Origin of the sequence: Clostridium pasteurianum (genome assembly GCF_001705235.1) — a bacterium.
Taxonomy (GTDB): Bacteria; Bacillota; Clostridia; order Clostridiales; family Clostridiaceae; genus Clostridium_S; species Clostridium_S pasteurianum_A.
Window position 1 is genome coordinate 1,968,750 of record NZ_MCGV01000001.1, and the last position, 18,077, is coordinate 1,986,826.

Below are 18,077 nucleotides of genomic sequence, written 5' to 3' on the forward strand. Positions count from 1 at the left end.
TATTATATGTTTTATAACAATTATATCACTTTTTTGCACTTTTATTATATAATATAGTATTTAATTACAAAAATAAATGGTAGAATCCTTTTGATCTACCATTTTGTTAAAAACGTATATTATTATTTTAACTATTTAAAGCCCATATAGAATAATTTAAAATCCCTGCAAATGATACCCATAATAAATATGGAATCATTAAGTAAGACGATATCTTATCTGATTTATAGAATTCAAAGGTAGTAAGCACTATAAATATAATTAAAACCATTAATTCAACAAAAGCTAATCCATAAAGTTTAAATCTAAAAAATATTATAGTCCACATAAAATTCAAAAAAAGTTGAATTGCATAAAAAGTTAATCCTTTTTTTACATCGTAACCTTGTTTTCCCTTAATACTTATCCTGTATGCTGCTAATCCCATTAAGAAATATAAAATAATCCAAACTATAGGAAATATAAACCCCGGTGGAGAAAATGATGGTTTATTTAAATTGCTATAAGAATTGGCATTTGACATTCCTAAAAATCCGCTTAATAGTCCTACACCTTCTGCTATAATAATGTTGAATATAAGATTTTTCAAATAAACTTTACCATCTACTTTAAAGATATTACACATATTCGCTCCTTTTATATGATTTTTACTTACTTCATAATTATTCTACTTTAATTTTATTTTTTATATACTTATTTTAAGTAAATTTATTATACTTTTCTCTTGCTTTTTTAACTTAAAAAATTCATTTCCTACCATACGGTGCTTTGACAGTATCTCAAATGCTTTTAAAAATTTAATATAATTGCAATTTCCCGCTCTTTCACCTATTCCTCCAATTGTAGTATCAATGTATTTAGCTCCACCTTTTACTGCACCAATTGAATTTGCTTCAGCCATACCAAAATCATTATGTGCATGCATTTCTATTTCTACAGGCACTTCCTTAATTATCGTGCTTATATTCTTATACGCTTTTCTTGGGTATAATATCCCAACAGTATCTGCATATCTAACCCTTCTTACCCCTTCCTTATATACAATGTTGCATAATTTAATTAAAAATTTTATATCGGCTCTAGAAGCATCTTCTAATCCTACTGTTACTTCATATCCACTGCTTTTAGCATAATATATACACCTTTTTAAATTGTCCATTATCCATTTCTTGCTCTTTTTCAAGTTATATTTAATCTGTATCTCCGAAGCTGGAACAGATATATGGATTATATCTACGTTACAATCAATAGATTGTTTTATATCCTTCAAATTCATTCTATTCCAAGATGATATTTTACTTTTAAGTCCCAGCTCTACAATTTTTTTAATGCTTGTTTTTTCATATCCACCCATTATGGCTGCACCAGCTTCAATTTGAAAAACACCCATAGAATCAAGTAGTTTTGCAATTTCTATTTTTTGCTGTACATTCAAAGCTATCCCTGCCTTTTGTTCACCATCCCTCAAGGTTGTATCAACTAAATTAATTTTCATTATACATACCATCTTTCAATAAAATTCATTTAAAGCTTTCATACATATCCTTTAATTCATCATCAAAAATATTTCTGTGAAGTTCAATGCTTTTTTCTCTTATCTTAAGTAAAAACTTATCAATATCTAGATTATCAGACTTTATATTAAGCTGTTTTAACTTAACTTCAACTGCCTTACTGCCAGAATGTTTTCCTATAATAAGTTCTCTCTCCATTCCAACCTCATTAGGTCCATATGGTTCATAAGTAATTGATTTTTTCTCTATACCATCTACATGAATCCCCGATTCACATTTAAATATATCTTGTCCGATAACTGGTTTCATACCTGATACTTTTCTATTTGATAATTTTTCATATACTTCAGAAATCACTTTAAGCATTTTTAAATTTCCTGTCACTTCGGCATTATTGATTATCTTGCAGGCTAAAATAAACTCCTCAAGAGAAGCAAGGTTATACTCCTCTCCATTGAAAGCTGTTGTTACGAAATCTGCTCCATCATTACATGCTTCAACTACAATAGCTGTTGCCATATAATAATCATCGTCAGCGCAGAAATCAACAAGTACACCTAATTCATTTTTTATTTCTCTTATAATATTACACCAGCCATTAATATTACACTTCTTAACATTTTTCACCCTTATAGAAAACACATTAAAGTTATTAAAAATTTCATAGTTTATATCACTAAAAATTGCATTCAAATCTTTGACATCAACTTCTAGTATTATTTTTGACCTATTCATACTATTTATAGAACTGTTATCAAAATTTTTAGCAATTTTAATATCTAAAATAAGATATTTAAAATCATAGTCGTTTATAACAGGCATATCTTGTTCATCCTTTACTAAATAAGCGAAATTCGTAATATTTCCTTCTATATTAATTTTTTCAACTACATTTCTATCTATTTCAATCAAATCAGCACCTATTTTATTGAGTAAAGTTAAAAAACAATCAATTTGGTTTCTATTTTTGCAGATCAACTCTTTGTCATTAATTAATGTCTTGTCTATTATAAATTTTCTTCTACTACTTAGTATAACTGACATTACACCATCCCCCTTGGTATTCGCCGCAATACTTAATATTACTTTTTATATCAATATTATTTCATTACTTCCTCAGCTGTTTCCATAATGTTTTCTACACCTGGAAATAGACTTGGATACTGGTTATCATTATTTTCAACAAAAATCACACCGTCTTCTTTAAGTAATTTTATATTTCGCTGTACACTTGCTTTATTGTACATTACCGGATTAATATGTGTTGCAAAAACGATAGGTGTTCTTGCCGATAATAACTTAGTAGTGAGTAAATTATCTGCTATTCCATTTGCTGCTTTTCCAATAGTATCAGCTGAAACTGGTGCAACAAGCATTAAATCCGACTTAATTGATAATGCATTATGATTCATGTCATATGCTTTTGGAAGTTCGAATTGTTCAATTTCAATAGGTGTACCTGCTTCTCTTTGTACCATAAGTGGTGTAACAAAATTAACTGCATTTGCTGTCATAATTACATGTACCTGCGCTCCCCCATTTTTTAATTTTCTAATTAACATAAGTGATTGATTTGCTGTACTGCAAGCCGTAATTCCTAAAGTTATTATTTTTCCTGATAACATTCTAAATTAGCCTCCCCCATTCTTTATTTAACTTACACTTTCTTATTTGCTTATTTTATAAACTTATTATTAATCATCATTTTGAGTTGTTTTTATAGCTAAAAGCATTGAAAAGGATAAAAAATATAGTATTGCAGCAAAAGCTGTAGCTTCCTTAATATCTGATTGCATATATGTATATATTTGAAGAGATATTGTTCTTGTTTTATCAAGTATATTTCCAGCAAACATTAAAGTTGCTCCAAATTCACCCATAGATCTTATCCATGCTAATATAAGCCCCGATATAATTGTTCTTTTAAGCATTGGTATTATAACCATAACATTAGTTTGAAGTTTTCCAGCTCCAAAGACATATGATGCTTCAAAAATTTCATCTGGGACATCCCTTATTGAATTTCTTAAAGCTTTCACATAAAAAGCTGAAGATACAAAAAATTGAGCAATTACTACCGCAATTGGTGTAAAGACTATGTTTATATTATAATAAGATAAAAGCTTTCCTATAAAACTGTTATTTCCAAGCACTAAAAGAAGAGATATACCAGCTACTGCTGGTGGGAGTACCACTGGCATTTCAACCATTATGTCAAGAAGCTTAACCATAAATTTATTAGATATACCACTTATATAAAAAGCAGTTGCAGTACCAAATATAAATGTAAGTGCAAGCGAAACTAAAGACGTCCAAAGCGTTAGTCCTATACATTTTATATTTTCACTGTCACAAATAGTATTAACTATATTTATAATTCCTGAATACTTTACAAGAAATGCTATGGGAGCTATCAAGACCATAAAATAAATAACGGTTAAAATAATAAAAGTAGGAGCTAATGTCTTTTCACCAAAATCATAATTAATAATACTTTTTATCCTTTTATGTTCATATTCCTTATTATTAAGTTTCACATTAGTCTGAACCATATCTCTTCTCCTCCTACTAACAATTTTTATTCCACACTAAATCCATAACTTTTTAGTATACTTTTACCCTTTGTAGAAGTTACATAATTAATAAACTCCTGAGCTGCTTTTTTATTCTTTGAAACATTAATTACCGCAATAGGATACTCTACTTTAAGTTTTGAAAATTCCCTATCCTCTATTATCTGGATTTTATCTTTGTTCTTCTTATTTATATCAGTTTTATAGACAATTCCAACATCAGCTTCCCCAAGATTAACTTTACTTACAATGTCCTTTACATTTAACTCATTACTTTTTATATTTGCCAAAATTTTATCGTGCTCAGCTTTATCAATAGTCTTATCCTGTAGTGCCTTTTGGAGTGCCTTATAAAAATATGCTCCACATGGTACTGATTTATCACCAACAATAATTTTAATTCCAGGTTTAGCAAGGTCCTTAAGTGAGTTTACACTTGCAGAACTTTTTTTATATTTACCAATAACTAATTCATTTTTTGTGAATATTACAGACTTACTCACCTTTTTCTCATCAATTACTTTATTCATATTTTTGTTATCTGCCGAAACGAAGACATCTGCATTAACATCCTGTTCTATTAATGATACAAGCTGTTGACTTCCTGCAAAATTAAAAGAAGCCTCTATATTTTTGTCCTTCTTAAGATTTTTACCTATATCATTAAAAGATTCTGTAAGACTAGCTGCTGCAAGTACTATTATTTTTTGAGACTTGTTGCTTTTTTTCTCAACTAAACTTTTGGAACTTTCATCTACCTTTGTACATCCTACTAATAAAAATACGGCCATAAATATACTAAGCACATAACATAAAAAGTTCTTATCCTTGTTATGTGAATTATTCATTTAGAACACCTCTTTTCTCGTATTCTAATATCTTTTCTGCCGCTATTCTCACTCCGTCATTTATTGTTTCATACATCTCAAAGATTTCTATTCCATTTTCCTTTAGCCTTTTCTTAGGCCCGATTCCTGCCCTTAAAGCAAGTACCGCTTTACAATCCGAAACAGCATTTAATATTTTAGCTATCCTTTCCTCAGCCTCATCACATTTATCCGTTCCACCACAATACTTTTCAATATTTCGCTTTTCTAAGAATTCTACTTTTCCTTGATTGTACGTATAAATATAAAATTCAGTAGCATGACCAAAGTGTTGATCTACATTAATACCAGTCCTCGTTGAAATGGCAAATTTATATACTTCTTTAGTTTTATTTTCATCTAAACTATTACAAATTCTACTACAGCCACCACATGATATATTTCTAAAATTAATAGAACAATCCTCAGCTAATGTACCTATTGCATCTGCTCTACATTGCCTACAGTGATACATTTGTTTTATGTCAGTCTCGCACTCTTTTCTCATCTTATTAAGTTCTTTATTAGTAACTGTTTGAAGCTTTTCAAATTTACTCCCCTTAACAGGAATCATCTGCATTATATTAGTCATATAGACTCCGCACTCTTTAACTTTCTTAACAACATCTTTTATGTGCTTATCATTAATACCCTTAAGCATAACTATATTGACTTTACATACGATACCCTTAGAACATAAATACCTTATGCCTGTAAGTTGATTATTAAGCAATATTTCTGCTCCTTTTACTCCATAATATTTATTTCCAAGATAGTTTACTTCTCCATATATCTTGGCTCCTATTTCTTTGTCTACAGCATTAACCGTAATGGTAACATGTGACACCCCTAAAGCTATAATTTCATTAGCATAAAAAGGAAGCATAAGTCCATTAGTTGAAAGGCAAAATGTTATCTGAGCATCCTCTCTTCTTATTAATTGAAAGGTTTTTTTAACAGCTTCAAAATTAGCTAAAGCATCTCCTGGACCTGCCACACCCACAACTGTCAAATTAGGCAGCTTGCTTTTTACTATTTTAAATTTTTCAAGAGCCTCATAAGGTGATAATACTTCACTCGTAACTCCTGGTCTGCTCTCATTTACGCAGTCATATCTTCTGCTGCAATAATTGCAACTAATATTACATTTAGGTGCAATCGGTATATGCATTCTTGCAAATTTATACGCATTATCACCAAAACAAGGATGAGTACGGGTCTTTTCTTCACTCATGTTCTCTATACCATCTTTATCCTTAATTTCTTCATCATTTCCTAAATAATACTTATCATAAGCATCTTTCCTAAAGTTACTTTCTGTTATTTTAAGCATAGCATTTGATATACTATCTATTAAAAATGCTGAACCATTATATCCCGTTATTATCTGTCTCTGTGCCCCGACTCTATCATGGATAGGGAATCCAACTCTAATTATTTCTATTCCTAATCTTTTTGCCATTCTTCTCCCATCCGAATTTCCTATAAACAAATTTATATTAAGCTTTTTAGCATACTTTTCTATGGTTTCAAAATCCGTATCATCTAAAATAATTGCATCTTCTCTTTGAGTTTTTATTTCATCCTCAAGCTCATCTTCTACAACTTTATTCTTAGTACCAAGAGCTATAAGTTTTATAAGTACACCGTTTTCCAAACATAACTTTGCCAGTGCAAGAGCAAGTTCAGGTTCCCCATATATTATTACTTTTGCTTTACCCGCATATTTATGATCATCTATCATTCCATCAAGATATCTGCCTCTTTGAGTTAAAAGTTCCTGCGGTATTTTCTTGCAACTAAGCCTAGATAACATAGAAATAAATTCAGTTGTATTTCTAATTCCTATAGGTATTCCGCATTTATAAAGAGGTACACCAAATTTTTTTTCTAAAAATACTCCTGGTGATCTATCTTCATCTATAGTTACACCCATTTCAATAGTAGCTACCGCACCAGACATTTTCTTTATATCTTCTATTTTGGTTCCACCAGCAGGAATCTTTCTGTATTTTTCATTATGCGGGGAATCTAACGTATTCGATACATCTGGTAAAAGCACATAAGGCATATTATAACAATTCAAAATATTCTTTATATTTCGGATATCACCTGGATTTAAGTTTGCACATATGATATTTATATAATTATTCCTCTCCACTCTTTCACAGACTTGTTCTACTATTCTTCTTAATGTAATATAATATCCTTCAGCCTGTGTTCCTCCGTATCCTGGAGTAGGAACTGTTATTATTTTTAAGTTTTTTGCATTTTCTTTTTCTTCTTCATAAAATTCTTCAACTATTCTATTTGTATCTTCACCTATAGTTTCAGCAAGACATGTAGTCATAACTCCTATAGTAGATGGATTATAAAGTTTAATCATATTTTTTAATCCCTTTTTTAAATTCTCAGCTCCACCATATACTGTTCCCTTTTCTGTAAGTGCAGAGGAAGCTATATCAACAGGCTCATTATAATGAGTAGCCATATGCCTTCTTATATAAGTACTACACCCTTGAGAACCATGTAAAATAACCATACTATTTTCAATTCCCTTAAAAGCCATGACTCCACCCATTGGCATACACATTTTGCACGGATTTATATCCACATTAACTAAACTTTTATTTGACATAACACCATCTCCCCCTATACATATTTCCAAACTGGACTATTTACGGTTAAGTCTAGTTCTTCTGCAAAATTTACAGCACCTTCAAAACCAGAAAGTATATGTTTTCTCTCATGGTTATGGTCACAAAATGCAACACCAAGTTTATACGCAAGAGGTCTTTCTTTAACTCCACCTACTAATACATCAGCACCTTTTTCAAGCATGAACTTTTCAAGTTCTGAAGGATTAGCATCATCAAGTATTACAGTCCCTGGTTCAGTTATCTCTCTAATTATTTCATAATCTCTTGGTTTACCTGTTTGAGTTCCAACCATAACAGTTTCAATACCCAAATTTTTGAATTGCTTTATAAGTGATATAGCTTTATAACCTCCTCCAACATATATCGCAGCTTTTTTACCCTTAAGTCTATTTCTATAATAATCAATTTTATCTTTAACTTTATTCTTTTCAGCTTTAATGAGCTTTTCGGCTTTTTCAATAACATTCTTATCTCCTAATATATGAGCTATTTGCAAAATAGAATTTTCCGTATCCTGTATCCCCAAAAAGCTAATTCTTATGTACGGGATTCCATAAATCTCTTCCATTTTTCTAGCTAAATATTCCATTGAACCTGCACATTGTACAATATTAAGATTGGCTCCCGGTGCCCTCATAATTTCTTCACATTTACCATCACCAGTTAACTTAGAGACAACATTAATTCCTATTTTTTTCAAGTAATTTGTAACAACCCAAACTTCACCTGCTAAATTAAAGTCTCCTAAATAGTTAATTCCATTAACTTTTTTACTTACTTTTTTATTTCCCATAAGCTTTAGAATAGCATTACACGCCGCTCTATATCCCATTGCCTTATTTCCAGAAAATCCTGGAGATTTTACTGGTATAACTCTTACTGAATACTTTTTTTCAGCATCCTTACATACTGCATCTATATCATCACCAATTACACCAACTATGCAGGTTGCGTAAACAAAAATAACTTTGGGACTAAATCTTTTTACAATCTCATCAATAGCTGCCCTTAACTTTTTTTCTCCTCCAAATATAACATCTGTTTCACTTAAATCGGTAGAAAAACTATTTCTAAAAATCTCCGAACCACTTGACAAGCTCCCACGCAAATCCCACGTATAGCTTGCACATCCTATTGGACCGTGAATAAGATGAAATGCATCTGTTATAGGGTTTAACACAACACGTGCTCCACAATAAACACAAGCTCTCTGACTTACAGCTCCCGAAACACTATTTTCATCACAGCGAAGTTTAATAGCTTTGTTTTGGGAATTATAGCAAACAAAACCCTTTCTCTCTTCTATTATTTCCTGAGCATCTAAATTGCCTTCTAAATTAATATTATCTAGGGATTCTGTCTTATTTTCCATGAATATTCACCTCCAAATTTAATACCAAAAATATTTCTTATAATAATTACTAGAAGGGACTGCTGCATTAAATAAACTCAATTTTCTAATAGTATTTCATATCTCGTGTTAAAAAATTTAAATTAATTTATTAATACAGCCTTCTCCTTCCTTTATATAAACTAAAATTATTAAGGGGTGTCTTGTTTTTATCTTACTAATTCATAATCCTCATCAGCGCAATCCTTATCCATTCTATCAAGTATGGCATCGCACATTTTTATCATTAAATTTATTGCTCCTTTATATCCAACCTTAGATACATAGTAATATCCGTACCTATCCATTATTGGGAACCCAAATCTAACAAGTGGAATATTCTCAGCTCTTGATATATGTTTTAAATGTGTATTTCCAATAAGCAAATCCACCGATTCATTTTTTATCCACTGCTGCAATTCAAATAGATCAGAGAAACTTTTTACTTTTGATCCTTCGATGCCATTTTTCTCTAGCATGGCATTTATAGTCTTTTCAAATTGCTCTCCTGGAGTACCCGTTATAACATACTTAGGATTCATTCCAAGTGCAATAACAAATTCCGTTAATGCTATTACAGTATCTGGATCACCTGAAATTGCAACTTTCTTGCCATGAAAATATTGATAGCTATCAAGCATTAAATCAACAAGTTGGCCTCTTTCTTCCTCTATTTCATATGGAACTTCTTTTCCTGTTATTTTTGAAATCTCCATTATAAATCTATCAGTAGCATCTATGCCTATAGGAGTACTTAAAACACTAAAAGGTACTTTGCATTTCTTTTCCATTGCAATCGCAGGATCTTCAGACGCAAAACTTCCTAATGCTAGTGTATAATCTGAATTACCCGCATCTTTTAATTCATCAATAGTTGTCCCGCCCTTAGGGAACATTTTATATTCTCCTGTCATAGGTGTATCTACTACCCCACTTGTATCCGGCATCATTATAAAAGGAATTTTCATTACATTAAATATTCTTTTAATTTCTCGCATATCGGCTGGTCCAACAAAACCAGGCATAATATTTATTTTTCCATTCTTCTTATTTGTATTCTGTGAAAGGTATGTTACCATAGCTTTAACCATACTAGAAAAACCAGTTATATGTGAGCCAACATAACTTGGAGTATTAGCATGAATTACTATTTTACCTTCAGGTATATCTGCATCTGCAATATAATTTACTAAATCATCACCAAGTGTTTCTGAAAGACAAGTTGTATGAACCGCTACTATATCAGGATTATATATGGAAAATATATTTTTCATAGCAGTATCAAAGTTAGCTCTGCCACCAAAAACACTGGATGCTTCATTAAAAGAGCTAGTTGAAGCCATTATTGGATCTTTAAAGTGCCTCGTTAATTGCATTCTGTGATATGAACAGCAGCCTTGTGATCCATGACTATGAGGTAAACAATTATGTATGCCAAGTGCTGCATACATAGCTCCAATTGGTTGACACATTCTTGCTGGATTTATTCTCAAAGCTTTTCTCTCTTTTATCTCCTTAGGAGTTGCATCTAACATTACTCTTCACCTCCTACTACTTTTCCTTCAAGCATGGGTTCTTTTTTCCATGGTGGTATTACATAATTCCAAGATGGTGTAAATACACCCGCAGTTAATTCCCTTGCAAATATTACAGCACCTCTAAAACCAGCATAAGGTCCAGTATAATCATAGGAATGAAGCTGCCTTGAAAGTATTCCCATCTTCTGTACTACATATTTATCCTTTATGCCGGAGAAAAACATATCAGGTTTTAATAACTTTATAAATGCTTCCGTCTCGTGATGGTTTAAATCATCTACTGCTACTGCCCCCTCCTGCATATCTTTAAACATTCCACCGTAATACTCTAAAGGAATTTGCTGTTTTAATACTTCATATCTATCTTCAGGAATTATGATACGATATTTCTTTTCATCCTTTTCAACATGAAGTTCGGGTATATTTCTACTATCTGCATCAGGCTTTATAGTAGGTATGACTTCTCTTCCCTCGTAATCATCTCTATGTCCAAATTCATACCCCGCAAGCACAGTTTTTACACCTAAATCCTTAAGTAATATCTGATAATGATGTGCTCTCGAACCCCCAACAAACAAACATGCAGTTTTACCTTGTAATTTTTCCTTATAATAATTTATTTCACCTTCGATATCAGAAAGTTCTTCAGCTATTACTTCCTCTGTCCTTTTGTATATATATGGATCATCAAAAACTTTTGCCATATACCTAAGGGTTTCTACTGTAGAACTCACCCCTATGAAATTTGCTTTTATCCATGGTATTCCATACTTTGTCTTCATCATATCAGCAATATAGTTTATTGATCTGTGGCACTGTACTAAATTCAAATCTGCTGTATCAGCATTTTTTACTCTCTCATATGAACCGTCTCCACTGAGCCTTGCGACAACATTATAGCCAATTTTTTTTAATATTCTTTCAATTTCCCACGCATCTCCGCCTATGTTGTACTCACCTAGTATATTGACTGAGTATTTTTTATGCTCCCAATCTCCTGTACCAATAACTGTATCAAGTATATTATTATTTGCTATATGGTGTCCTGCTGATTGGCTTACTCCCTTGTATCCTTCACAGTTAAAAGCAAGTACCTGTATACCATATTTTTCACTTGCTTCCTTTGCTACTGCGTTTATATCATCACCTATTAAGCCAACAGGGCATGTAGCATAAACTCCTATGGCTTTTGGATGGAATATTTCTACTGCTTCGTCTATAGCTTTTCTTAATTTGTTTGCACCACCAAAAACTATATCTCTTTCCTGCATATCAGTGGAAAAAACATATTCTATAAAATTTTGTCCACCATTTTCTGCTCTCGCCTTATTTCTTCTAACACCCCATGTATAATAAGAACAGCCTATAGGTCCATGAGTTATGTGTATCATATCTTTTATAGGTCCCATTACAACACCTTTACAACCTGCATAACAGCAGCCTCTATTAGTTATTATTCCTGGTATTGTTCTTACATTTGCCTGTATTACTGGTTTTTTATTATCTTTTGTTTTCACTACAATATGCTGCTTTCTATTTTTAAATGTTTTCGCAGGATATTTTTCAAAAATCTGTTCAGGTAATTTTTTCATAAAACCATCCTTTCATAAAATTAAATAGCTTGTTCACCCGTTTCTCCTGTCCTTATTTTTATAGTATCAGCCACATTTGTAACAAATATCTTTCCATCTCCTGGACTTCCAGTTTTATTTGTTTCAATAATAATATTTATAATATTTTTAACATCTTCATCTTTCACTAAAATAATGAGTAACCTTTTAGATACTAATCTATGAATTTCTGATATTTCTTCACTTATTTTTTCATTTGCTAGCTCAGGTACATAATCTTCTATCATAGAAAAATTAACCTTCTGCTTTCCACGTCCAAGAACCTTTAAGCAAGTAACTGCTGGATTACCTGTTTTAAGAAGTGCTTCCTTAGTTTTGCCAACCATATTCATTCTAATAACAGCCATTATTTCTTTCATAGCTAAGGCCTCCTATAATCCATTGTTTCCAGAACTTATAGTATAAGCTTTCTCTACTGGGACTATAAATATTTTTCCGTCTCCGAAAGCTCCCTTTTTACCTGTCTTAGCATTTTTAGAAATTATATTTACAATATCATCCTTATCATCGTCATTTACAACAATTAATAACATTTCCTTAGGTATTTCATCATAGTAAATATCTCCTACCTTTACTCCCCTTTGCTTTCCTCTTCCAACCACACTAAATTTAGTAACAGCAGGAAATCCAGCATCAGCTAATTCTGATAAAACAGCATTTGTCTTTTCTGGTCTTATAACAGCCTTTATCATTACCACTATTGAATCAACTCCTATCCTATGTTATAATATGGTAACTTAATAATTTTTAAATTAACCGTTAGATGTACCTCTTTTGTCCCATCAAAACATAAGAGATACATTTTTTAATCTAAGATATCTTTTATACTTTTATTAGTCCAATAATCCATGTTCCATTAGTATACCTTCAAGTTTATCTTGAGCCATTGGTTTTGGAATTACAAACATGTCATTTCCATCTATAGCCTTTGCTAATGCTCTATATTCATCAGCCTGTTTATCTTTAGGATTAAACTGTATAACTGTTTGCTTATTTATTTCTGCTTTTTGCACCTCATGACTTCGTGGAACAAAATAAATAAGTTGTGTTCCAAGTTCTTTCGCAAAAGCCTCAAGCAATTCCTTTTCATTTTCTACCTTTCTGCTATTACATATAATTCCACCTAGTCTTACTCCACCTGTGTTTGCAAATTTGCTTATACCTTTTGATATATTATTTGCTGCATACATTGCCATCATTTCTCCACTAGCAACAATATATATTTCCTTTGCTTTACCCTCACGAATAGGCATTGCAAATCCTCCACAAACAACATCACCTAATACATCATAAAATACATAGTCTAAATCATCGTCATATGCTCCAAGCTGTTCAAGCATATTTATAGAAGTTATAATACCTCTTCCTGCACATCCGACACCAGGTTCTGGTCCTCCTGATTCGACACATTTAATGTTTCCAAACCCAGTTTTCATTATTGTACTTAAATCAACATCCTCTCCTTCTTCCCTTAAAGTATCTAAAACTGTCTTCTGTGCTAAACCTCCTAAAAGAAGTCTTGTTGAATCAGCTTTAGGATCGCAACCTACTACCATTACTTTTTTGCCCATTTCTGAGAGTCCTGCTGTAAGATTTTGAGTAGTAGTAGATTTACCTATTCCACCTTTACCATAAATAGCTACTTGTCTCATTCATATTCCTCCTTTATATTAACTGTAATTAAGTTCAATATATCCCAATAACATAATTTATTGGTATATTTAAGTACAACTATATCACAAACATATTGAAAGTCAACGTTTTTGTTAACTAAATGTTAATATTTTTACCTTTTATTTAACAATTTATTATTTCATTTTGTTGTATTTTATTAAATGTGTAATTCAGTAGTCTCTATCATTTTGCACAGTATAATTAGTTTTGTTAAATTAAACACTTATTTAGAATGTTATAATTTTACATTATCAATGTGTTTTATTCAGTTTTAATTCGTTTTATCCTTTCTTTAAGTGCAAAGCCTATTTTAGAATTGTTTTAATTACTTACATATGATTCTATACAATTTTTTATTTTTTTAATTTTTTTGTATTATATAAATAAATTTACTTTTAATTGTTACTCTCTTGCGCCCTATTATCATTTTAATATTTTCATATTGAATTTTTATTATATTTATATTAAAATATTACTTATATTGCCATATTAATATATAATATGTTAATTTAGAAAGAGGTTGATTAAATTGGAGAATAAGATATTAACTCCTCTAGAAGTAGCACAAATTCTTAGAATTTCAAAGAACACGGTTTACGAATTGATAAAACGTGGAGATTTAAATTGCTATAGAGTTGGTAAAAAAATAAGGATTGATTCAAGAGACGTTGATTTGTACAAGTATAGATCTAGAACTAATTCAAAAAAGGATACCAGTAATAACTACTTTAACACCTCAAATAATAGTCTATTTGGCTTTCAACATGAGTCATCAAAAAACGAATTTATAATTTGTGGACAAGATATACTTTTAGATATACTATCTCGTTACCTCCAAATTCATCCATACGGAATAACAGCTCTGCGCTCATATGTTGGAAGCTATACCGGTTTACTAGGTCTTTATTTTAACAAAGTACAAGTTGCTACTGCCCATTTGTGGGACGGTGACTCTGGAGAATATAACATACCATATATAAGACGATTAATTCCAGGAATTCATACTGTAACAATAAATTTAGTCTATAGAATAATGGGCTTTTATGTTGCAAAAGAAAACCCAAAAAAAATCACTGGCTGGGAAGATTTCAAGCGTGACGACATAACTATGGTAAATAGAGAAAAAGGTTGCGGTACAAGAATTCTTCTAGATGAACACTTACGATTACTTGGTATAAATAAAAATTCAATAAAAGGTTATGAAAGAGAAAGCCTTTCACATTTGGCTATAGCCAGCATAATTTCAAGGAATGGTGCTGATATTGGAATAGGAAATGAAAATACAGGACTTCAAGTAAAAAACATTGACTTCATACCAATTCAAAAAGAAAGATATGATTTGGTTATCAGAAAAGAAGATATAGAAAAACCGCCTTTTAGAGCACTCCTAGAAATAATTAAATCTGATGCCTTTAAATCAGAATTAACTGGCATAGGTGGTTACGATTTAAGTGAAACGGGAAACATAATAGCAGAATTATAGCATTAAAATAAAAGAACGCCTTTTTATGGCGTTCCCAAAACATCTATATTCCTTATAAAACTTTACAATTTAAAATAACTTTCTTACCTATTTACCAAAAAAAGTTTTTATCCCAACTAAAATTATAAATATACCAAAAGCTTTTTTCATTGTACTTACAGGCAGCTGATTAGCAAGCTGTCCCCCAAATTTTGCTGCTATAACCATAGCAATACATATGATTATTCCTGCCACTATATCTACATTGCCCTTTTTATAATATTGCATAAATGCAAGAATGCCAACTGGTGGAAGCATTGCTACAAGTGATGTCCCTTGAGCCTTTATTTGAGAAAATCCCTTTAAAAAAATTAACCCAGGAACTATTATTATTCCACCACCTATACCAAATAATCCACTTAAAATTCCTGCTAAAATGCCAACTACCGCATAAATTATAAAATCAATCATTATTTAGCCCCCTTTGATTTAATAAATATACAGTAATTATACCCTAAATATGCATTTTTTATATACTTTAATATAAATCTCATTACGTTTTATATTTTTAAACTATTTTCTTAGCATATTCTACCATCATTTATTTCTATAATCCTATTCGTTCTTTTAGCTATCCTACTATCATGCGTTATAATTACAAAAGTCGTTTTAAATTTTCTATTAATCTCCCTTAAAAGTTCATAAACGCTTTCCGTGGACTTTGAATCTAAATTTCCAGTTGGTTCATCTGCCAATATAATATCTGGATTATTTATTAATGCCCTTGCTATAGCCGCCCTCTGCTGCTGTCCACCAGACAAATTAGTTGCCATATTATTCTTAACCTTATCTATACCAACCATGTATAAAAGTTCTTCCGCGCTTTTTAGTATTTTTTCATCAGGTTTTGAATTTGAAATAAGATATGGCATAAGAATATTTTCAAGCACCGTAAACTCAGGTAAAAGATAATGGAACTGAAATATGAACCCGATAGTTTTATTCCTAAGCTCTGCAAGTTCATCTTTCTTCATACTATTAGTGCATTTGCCATTTATATGAACTTGTCCATTAGTTGGTCTGTCCAAAGTTCCCATAATATTTAATATAGTGCTTTTTCCACTTCCAGATGCACCTATTATAGAATTAAATGAATGTCTTTCAATATTTAAATTTATATTGTGAAGTATTTCTGTTTTTACCAATTTACCGTAACTTTTTGTTACATCTTTAAGTTCTATTATGTTATCCATTTTTTATCACCTCAATAGGATCTAATTTCAAAGATTTTCTAGCTGGAATTATAGAAGCTATACAAGCTGAAAATATCGCTATAGCTACTGAAAATATTATAAACTTGTAATCTATATATAAAGGTACAACAGGCGTGCCATCTGGATTTAGCACAAATTTTGTAAAACAATACGTCCATAATATCCCTAGTGTAACTCCAAGAGCTGCTCCGAAGATCCCCAAAATAAGCCCTTCATACAAAAATATTCTACTTGAAACTTTATCTCTTATACCCATAGCCTTTAATATTCCTATTTGCTTTGACTTTTGAATAACAGTTATAGCAAGTACACTTGTTATTCCTAAAATTACAGAAATAAGTACAAAAATTTGTATCATTATACTGGAAGCATTTTGCCCATTAAGTGCACTTAAAAGTGAAGAATTTGAAGCTTTCCAGTTAGAAATTTTTATTTCATTTGTCGGTATTACGTTTTTAATATTATTCATAATGGAATCAGCGTCAAATACATCGTTAACCTGAATCTCTATAGTAGTTGCTTTATCTTCAAGACCCCCAATATCCTGTGCAGAAGTCATTGTCGTTATTACCCATCTATCATTTATATTTGATGATTTAAGATCATATATACCTGAAATCTTAACTTCTTTTTTAGAACCATCTGGTGTAAATATTGTAATGTTATCCCCTACCTTTGCAGAAATATCATTCTTTAAATCAGTTCCTATCATTACCTCATCTTCGTTTTTGGGTTCACTTCCAGATACAATACTGCCTTTTATATTGTATATTTTTTCAGCATTAGATACTTCAAATCCCCTCACTGAAATTGGGTACATTTTCCCATCCTTATCTATGGAAGCCGAAAAATCCACACTTGGAGAAATATCTTTTATGCTTGTATTTAAAGTTTTAATTTTATCAACCTTTTCTCTCCAATCATCAATAGTACCATCACTGTTTGTTGATGTTATAGTTATTTGAGATGAATTTCCAACAGTTTTATTTACAAGACTTTTTTGAAGCCCCTGAATGAGCGTTCCTATAAAAACCTGAACAGACACACCTACGGCAATTCCCAATATAATAAGTATAGTTTGGCCTTTACTTGATTTTAAAAATCTCGAAGCTATTTTGAATTCCAGCATTTTATCCCTCCTTTATGTACTAATTCGTAATTAATATTTATTATTATTTAATATAATTTATTTAATTTTATTATATTTTAACTTTAATTGCAATATAAATATATAGTTTTTCATGTTAAATTATAATTAATAAATTAAATATAGATTTTCCGCAGTGCCAGTGGAAGAAAATCTTCCTTGCCTTTACCTCTATGCGAAGTAACAGTATTTTGGAAACTGTTTAAATAAAACTGTATAAATCTTAGGGTGATATTTTAAAAAGACTTAGAAATTTCAATTTGTTTGAACGCTAGTGAATTATTGAAATTTCTTAGGATTTTCATATATTAAGCATTACTTTATATAATCTTTTATTCCAGATTTTCC

17 protein-coding genes are annotated in these 18,077 nt (G+C 30.9%); 1 reads left to right on the forward strand and 16 read right to left on the reverse strand.

What is annotated here, in order from left to right:
* Window positions 1–127: 127 nt before the first annotated feature.
* From BEE63_RS08565 to nifH, 13 genes are all read right to left on the reverse strand, one after another.
* Window positions 128–625, reverse strand: a complete 498-nt coding sequence (locus BEE63_RS08565) for a TspO/MBR family protein (RefSeq protein WP_066020990.1) — start codon at window positions 623–625, stop codon at window positions 128–130.
* 60 nt (window positions 626–685) lie between these two features.
* Window positions 686–1,495, reverse strand: coding sequence for a homocitrate synthase (locus tag BEE63_RS08570; protein ID WP_066020991.1), 810 nt, complete (start codon window positions 1,493–1,495; stop codon window positions 686–688).
* A 25-nt stretch (window positions 1,496–1,520) separates the two neighbouring features.
* Complete coding sequence (locus BEE63_RS08575; protein WP_066020992.1) at window positions 1,521–2,558, reverse strand: homocitrate synthase/isopropylmalate synthase family protein; 1,038 nt, start codon at window positions 2,556–2,558, stop codon at window positions 1,521–1,523.
* 56 nt (window positions 2,559–2,614) lie between these two features.
* A complete protein-coding gene (locus BEE63_RS08580) occupies window positions 2,615–3,139 on the reverse strand; it encodes a flavoprotein (protein WP_066020993.1) in 525 nt (174 codons plus the stop codon).
* Between the two features lie 69 nt (window positions 3,140–3,208).
* A complete protein-coding gene (locus BEE63_RS08585) occupies window positions 3,209–4,066 on the reverse strand; it encodes an ABC transporter permease (protein WP_081312501.1) in 858 nt (285 codons plus the stop codon).
* Window positions 4,067–4,092: 26 nt separating this feature from the next.
* Window positions 4,093–4,935 carry a molybdate ABC transporter substrate-binding protein gene (modA, locus tag BEE63_RS08590; RefSeq protein ID WP_066020994.1) on the reverse strand — a complete coding sequence of 281 codons (843 nt, stop codon included), beginning with the start codon at window positions 4,933–4,935 and terminating at the stop codon, window positions 4,093–4,095.
* On the reverse strand, window positions 4,928–7,591 hold the full coding sequence (nifB, locus tag BEE63_RS08595) for a nitrogenase cofactor biosynthesis protein NifB (protein WP_066020995.1): 2,664 nt from the start codon (window positions 7,589–7,591) through the stop codon (window positions 4,928–4,930). Before nifB ends, modA begins: the two co-directional genes overlap by 8 nt.
* A 14-nt stretch (window positions 7,592–7,605) precedes the next feature.
* Window positions 7,606–8,985 (reverse strand): nitrogenase iron-molybdenum cofactor biosynthesis protein NifE, encoded by a 1,380-nt coding sequence (nifE, locus tag BEE63_RS08600; RefSeq protein WP_066020996.1) that lies wholly within the window; start codon window positions 8,983–8,985, stop codon window positions 7,606–7,608.
* A gap of 188 nt (window positions 8,986–9,173) precedes the next feature.
* Window positions 9,174–10,538, reverse strand: a complete 1,365-nt coding sequence (nifK, locus tag BEE63_RS08605) for a nitrogenase molybdenum-iron protein subunit beta (RefSeq protein WP_066020997.1) — start codon at window positions 10,536–10,538, stop codon at window positions 9,174–9,176.
* Window positions 10,538–12,133, reverse strand: coding sequence for a nitrogenase molybdenum-iron protein alpha chain (gene nifD / locus BEE63_RS08610; RefSeq protein ID WP_066020998.1), 1,596 nt, complete (start codon window positions 12,131–12,133; stop codon window positions 10,538–10,540). Before nifD ends, nifK begins: the two co-directional genes overlap by 1 nt.
* A 20-nt stretch (window positions 12,134–12,153) precedes the next feature.
* Entirely contained in the window at window positions 12,154–12,531 is a 378-nt protein-coding gene (locus BEE63_RS08615) for a P-II family nitrogen regulator (protein WP_066020999.1), read from the reverse strand.
* Between the two features lie 12 nt (window positions 12,532–12,543).
* Complete coding sequence (locus BEE63_RS08620) at window positions 12,544–12,870, reverse strand: P-II family nitrogen regulator (protein WP_066021000.1); 327 nt, start codon at window positions 12,868–12,870, stop codon at window positions 12,544–12,546.
* Window positions 12,871–13,005: 135 nt separating this feature from the next.
* Complete coding sequence (gene nifH / locus BEE63_RS08625) at window positions 13,006–13,824, reverse strand: nitrogenase iron protein (RefSeq protein WP_066021001.1); 819 nt, start codon at window positions 13,822–13,824, stop codon at window positions 13,006–13,008.
* Between the two features lie 551 nt (window positions 13,825–14,375).
* Here nifH and BEE63_RS08630 point away from each other — a divergent pair.
* Entirely contained in the window at window positions 14,376–15,329 is a 954-nt protein-coding gene (locus BEE63_RS08630) for a substrate-binding domain-containing protein (protein WP_066021002.1), read from the forward strand.
* Between the two features lie 87 nt (window positions 15,330–15,416).
* On the opposite strand, the gene BEE63_RS08635 is transcribed toward BEE63_RS08630, so the two are convergent.
* The 3 genes from BEE63_RS08635 to BEE63_RS08645 all read right to left on the reverse strand — a co-directional run bounded on the left by BEE63_RS08635 (window position 15,417) and on the right by BEE63_RS08645 (window position 17,711).
* On the reverse strand, window positions 15,417–15,779 hold the full coding sequence (locus BEE63_RS08635) for a sulfite exporter TauE/SafE family protein (RefSeq protein ID WP_066021003.1): 363 nt from the start codon (window positions 15,777–15,779) through the stop codon (window positions 15,417–15,419).
* Window positions 15,780–15,889: 110 nt separating this feature from the next.
* Window positions 15,890–16,561 carry an ABC transporter ATP-binding protein gene (locus BEE63_RS08640; RefSeq protein ID WP_066021004.1) on the reverse strand — a complete coding sequence of 224 codons (672 nt, stop codon included), beginning with the start codon at window positions 16,559–16,561 and terminating at the stop codon, window positions 15,890–15,892.
* Complete coding sequence (locus BEE63_RS08645; RefSeq protein ID WP_066021005.1) at window positions 16,554–17,711, reverse strand: ABC transporter permease; 1,158 nt, start codon at window positions 17,709–17,711, stop codon at window positions 16,554–16,556. Before BEE63_RS08645 ends, BEE63_RS08640 begins: the two co-directional genes overlap by 8 nt.
* Between the last annotated feature and the right edge of the window lie 366 nt (window positions 17,712–18,077).

What these genes read in the sequence shown, in the direction of transcription:
- nifE (WP_066020996.1), bottom strand. Translation starts at nt 8,985, where the DNA reads ATGGAAAATAAGACAGAATCCCTAGATAATATTAATTTAGAAGGCAAT.
- nifB (WP_066020995.1), bottom strand. Translation starts at nt 7,591, where the DNA reads ATGTCAAATAAAAGTTTAGTTAATGTGGATATAAATCCGTGCAAAATG.
- BEE63_RS08565 (WP_066020990.1), bottom strand. Translation starts at nt 625, where the DNA reads ATGTGTAATATCTTTAAAGTAGATGGTAAAGTTTATTTGAAAAATCTT.
- nifH (WP_066021001.1), bottom strand. Translation starts at nt 13,824, where the DNA reads ATGAGACAAGTAGCTATTTATGGTAAAGGTGGAATAGGTAAATCTACT.
- BEE63_RS08585 (WP_081312501.1), bottom strand. Translation starts at nt 4,066, where the DNA reads ATGGTTCAGACTAATGTGAAACTTAATAATAAGGAATATGAACATAAA.
- BEE63_RS08615 (WP_066020999.1), bottom strand. Translation starts at nt 12,531, where the DNA reads ATGAAAGAAATAATGGCTGTTATTAGAATGAATATGGTTGGCAAAACT.
- modA (WP_066020994.1), bottom strand. Translation starts at nt 4,935, where the DNA reads ATGAATAATTCACATAACAAGGATAAGAACTTTTTATGTTATGTGCTT.
- nifD (WP_066020998.1), bottom strand. Translation starts at nt 12,133, where the DNA reads ATGAAAAAATTACCTGAACAGATTTTTGAAAAATATCCTGCGAAAACA.
- BEE63_RS08570 (WP_066020991.1), bottom strand. Translation starts at nt 1,495, where the DNA reads ATGAAAATTAATTTAGTTGATACAACCTTGAGGGATGGTGAACAAAAG.
- nifK (WP_066020997.1), bottom strand. Translation starts at nt 10,538, where the DNA reads ATGTTAGATGCAACTCCTAAGGAGATAAAAGAGAGAAAAGCTTTGAGA.
- BEE63_RS08645 (WP_066021005.1), bottom strand. Translation starts at nt 17,711, where the DNA reads ATGCTGGAATTCAAAATAGCTTCGAGATTTTTAAAATCAAGTAAAGGC.
- BEE63_RS08580 (WP_066020993.1), bottom strand. Translation starts at nt 3,139, where the DNA reads ATGTTATCAGGAAAAATAATAACTTTAGGAATTACGGCTTGCAGTACA.
- BEE63_RS08640 (WP_066021004.1), bottom strand. Translation starts at nt 16,561, where the DNA reads ATGGATAACATAATAGAACTTAAAGATGTAACAAAAAGTTACGGTAAA.
- BEE63_RS08575 (WP_066020992.1), bottom strand. Translation starts at nt 2,558, where the DNA reads ATGTCAGTTATACTAAGTAGTAGAAGAAAATTTATAATAGACAAGACA.
- BEE63_RS08635 (WP_066021003.1), bottom strand. Translation starts at nt 15,779, where the DNA reads ATGATTGATTTTATAATTTATGCGGTAGTTGGCATTTTAGCAGGAATT.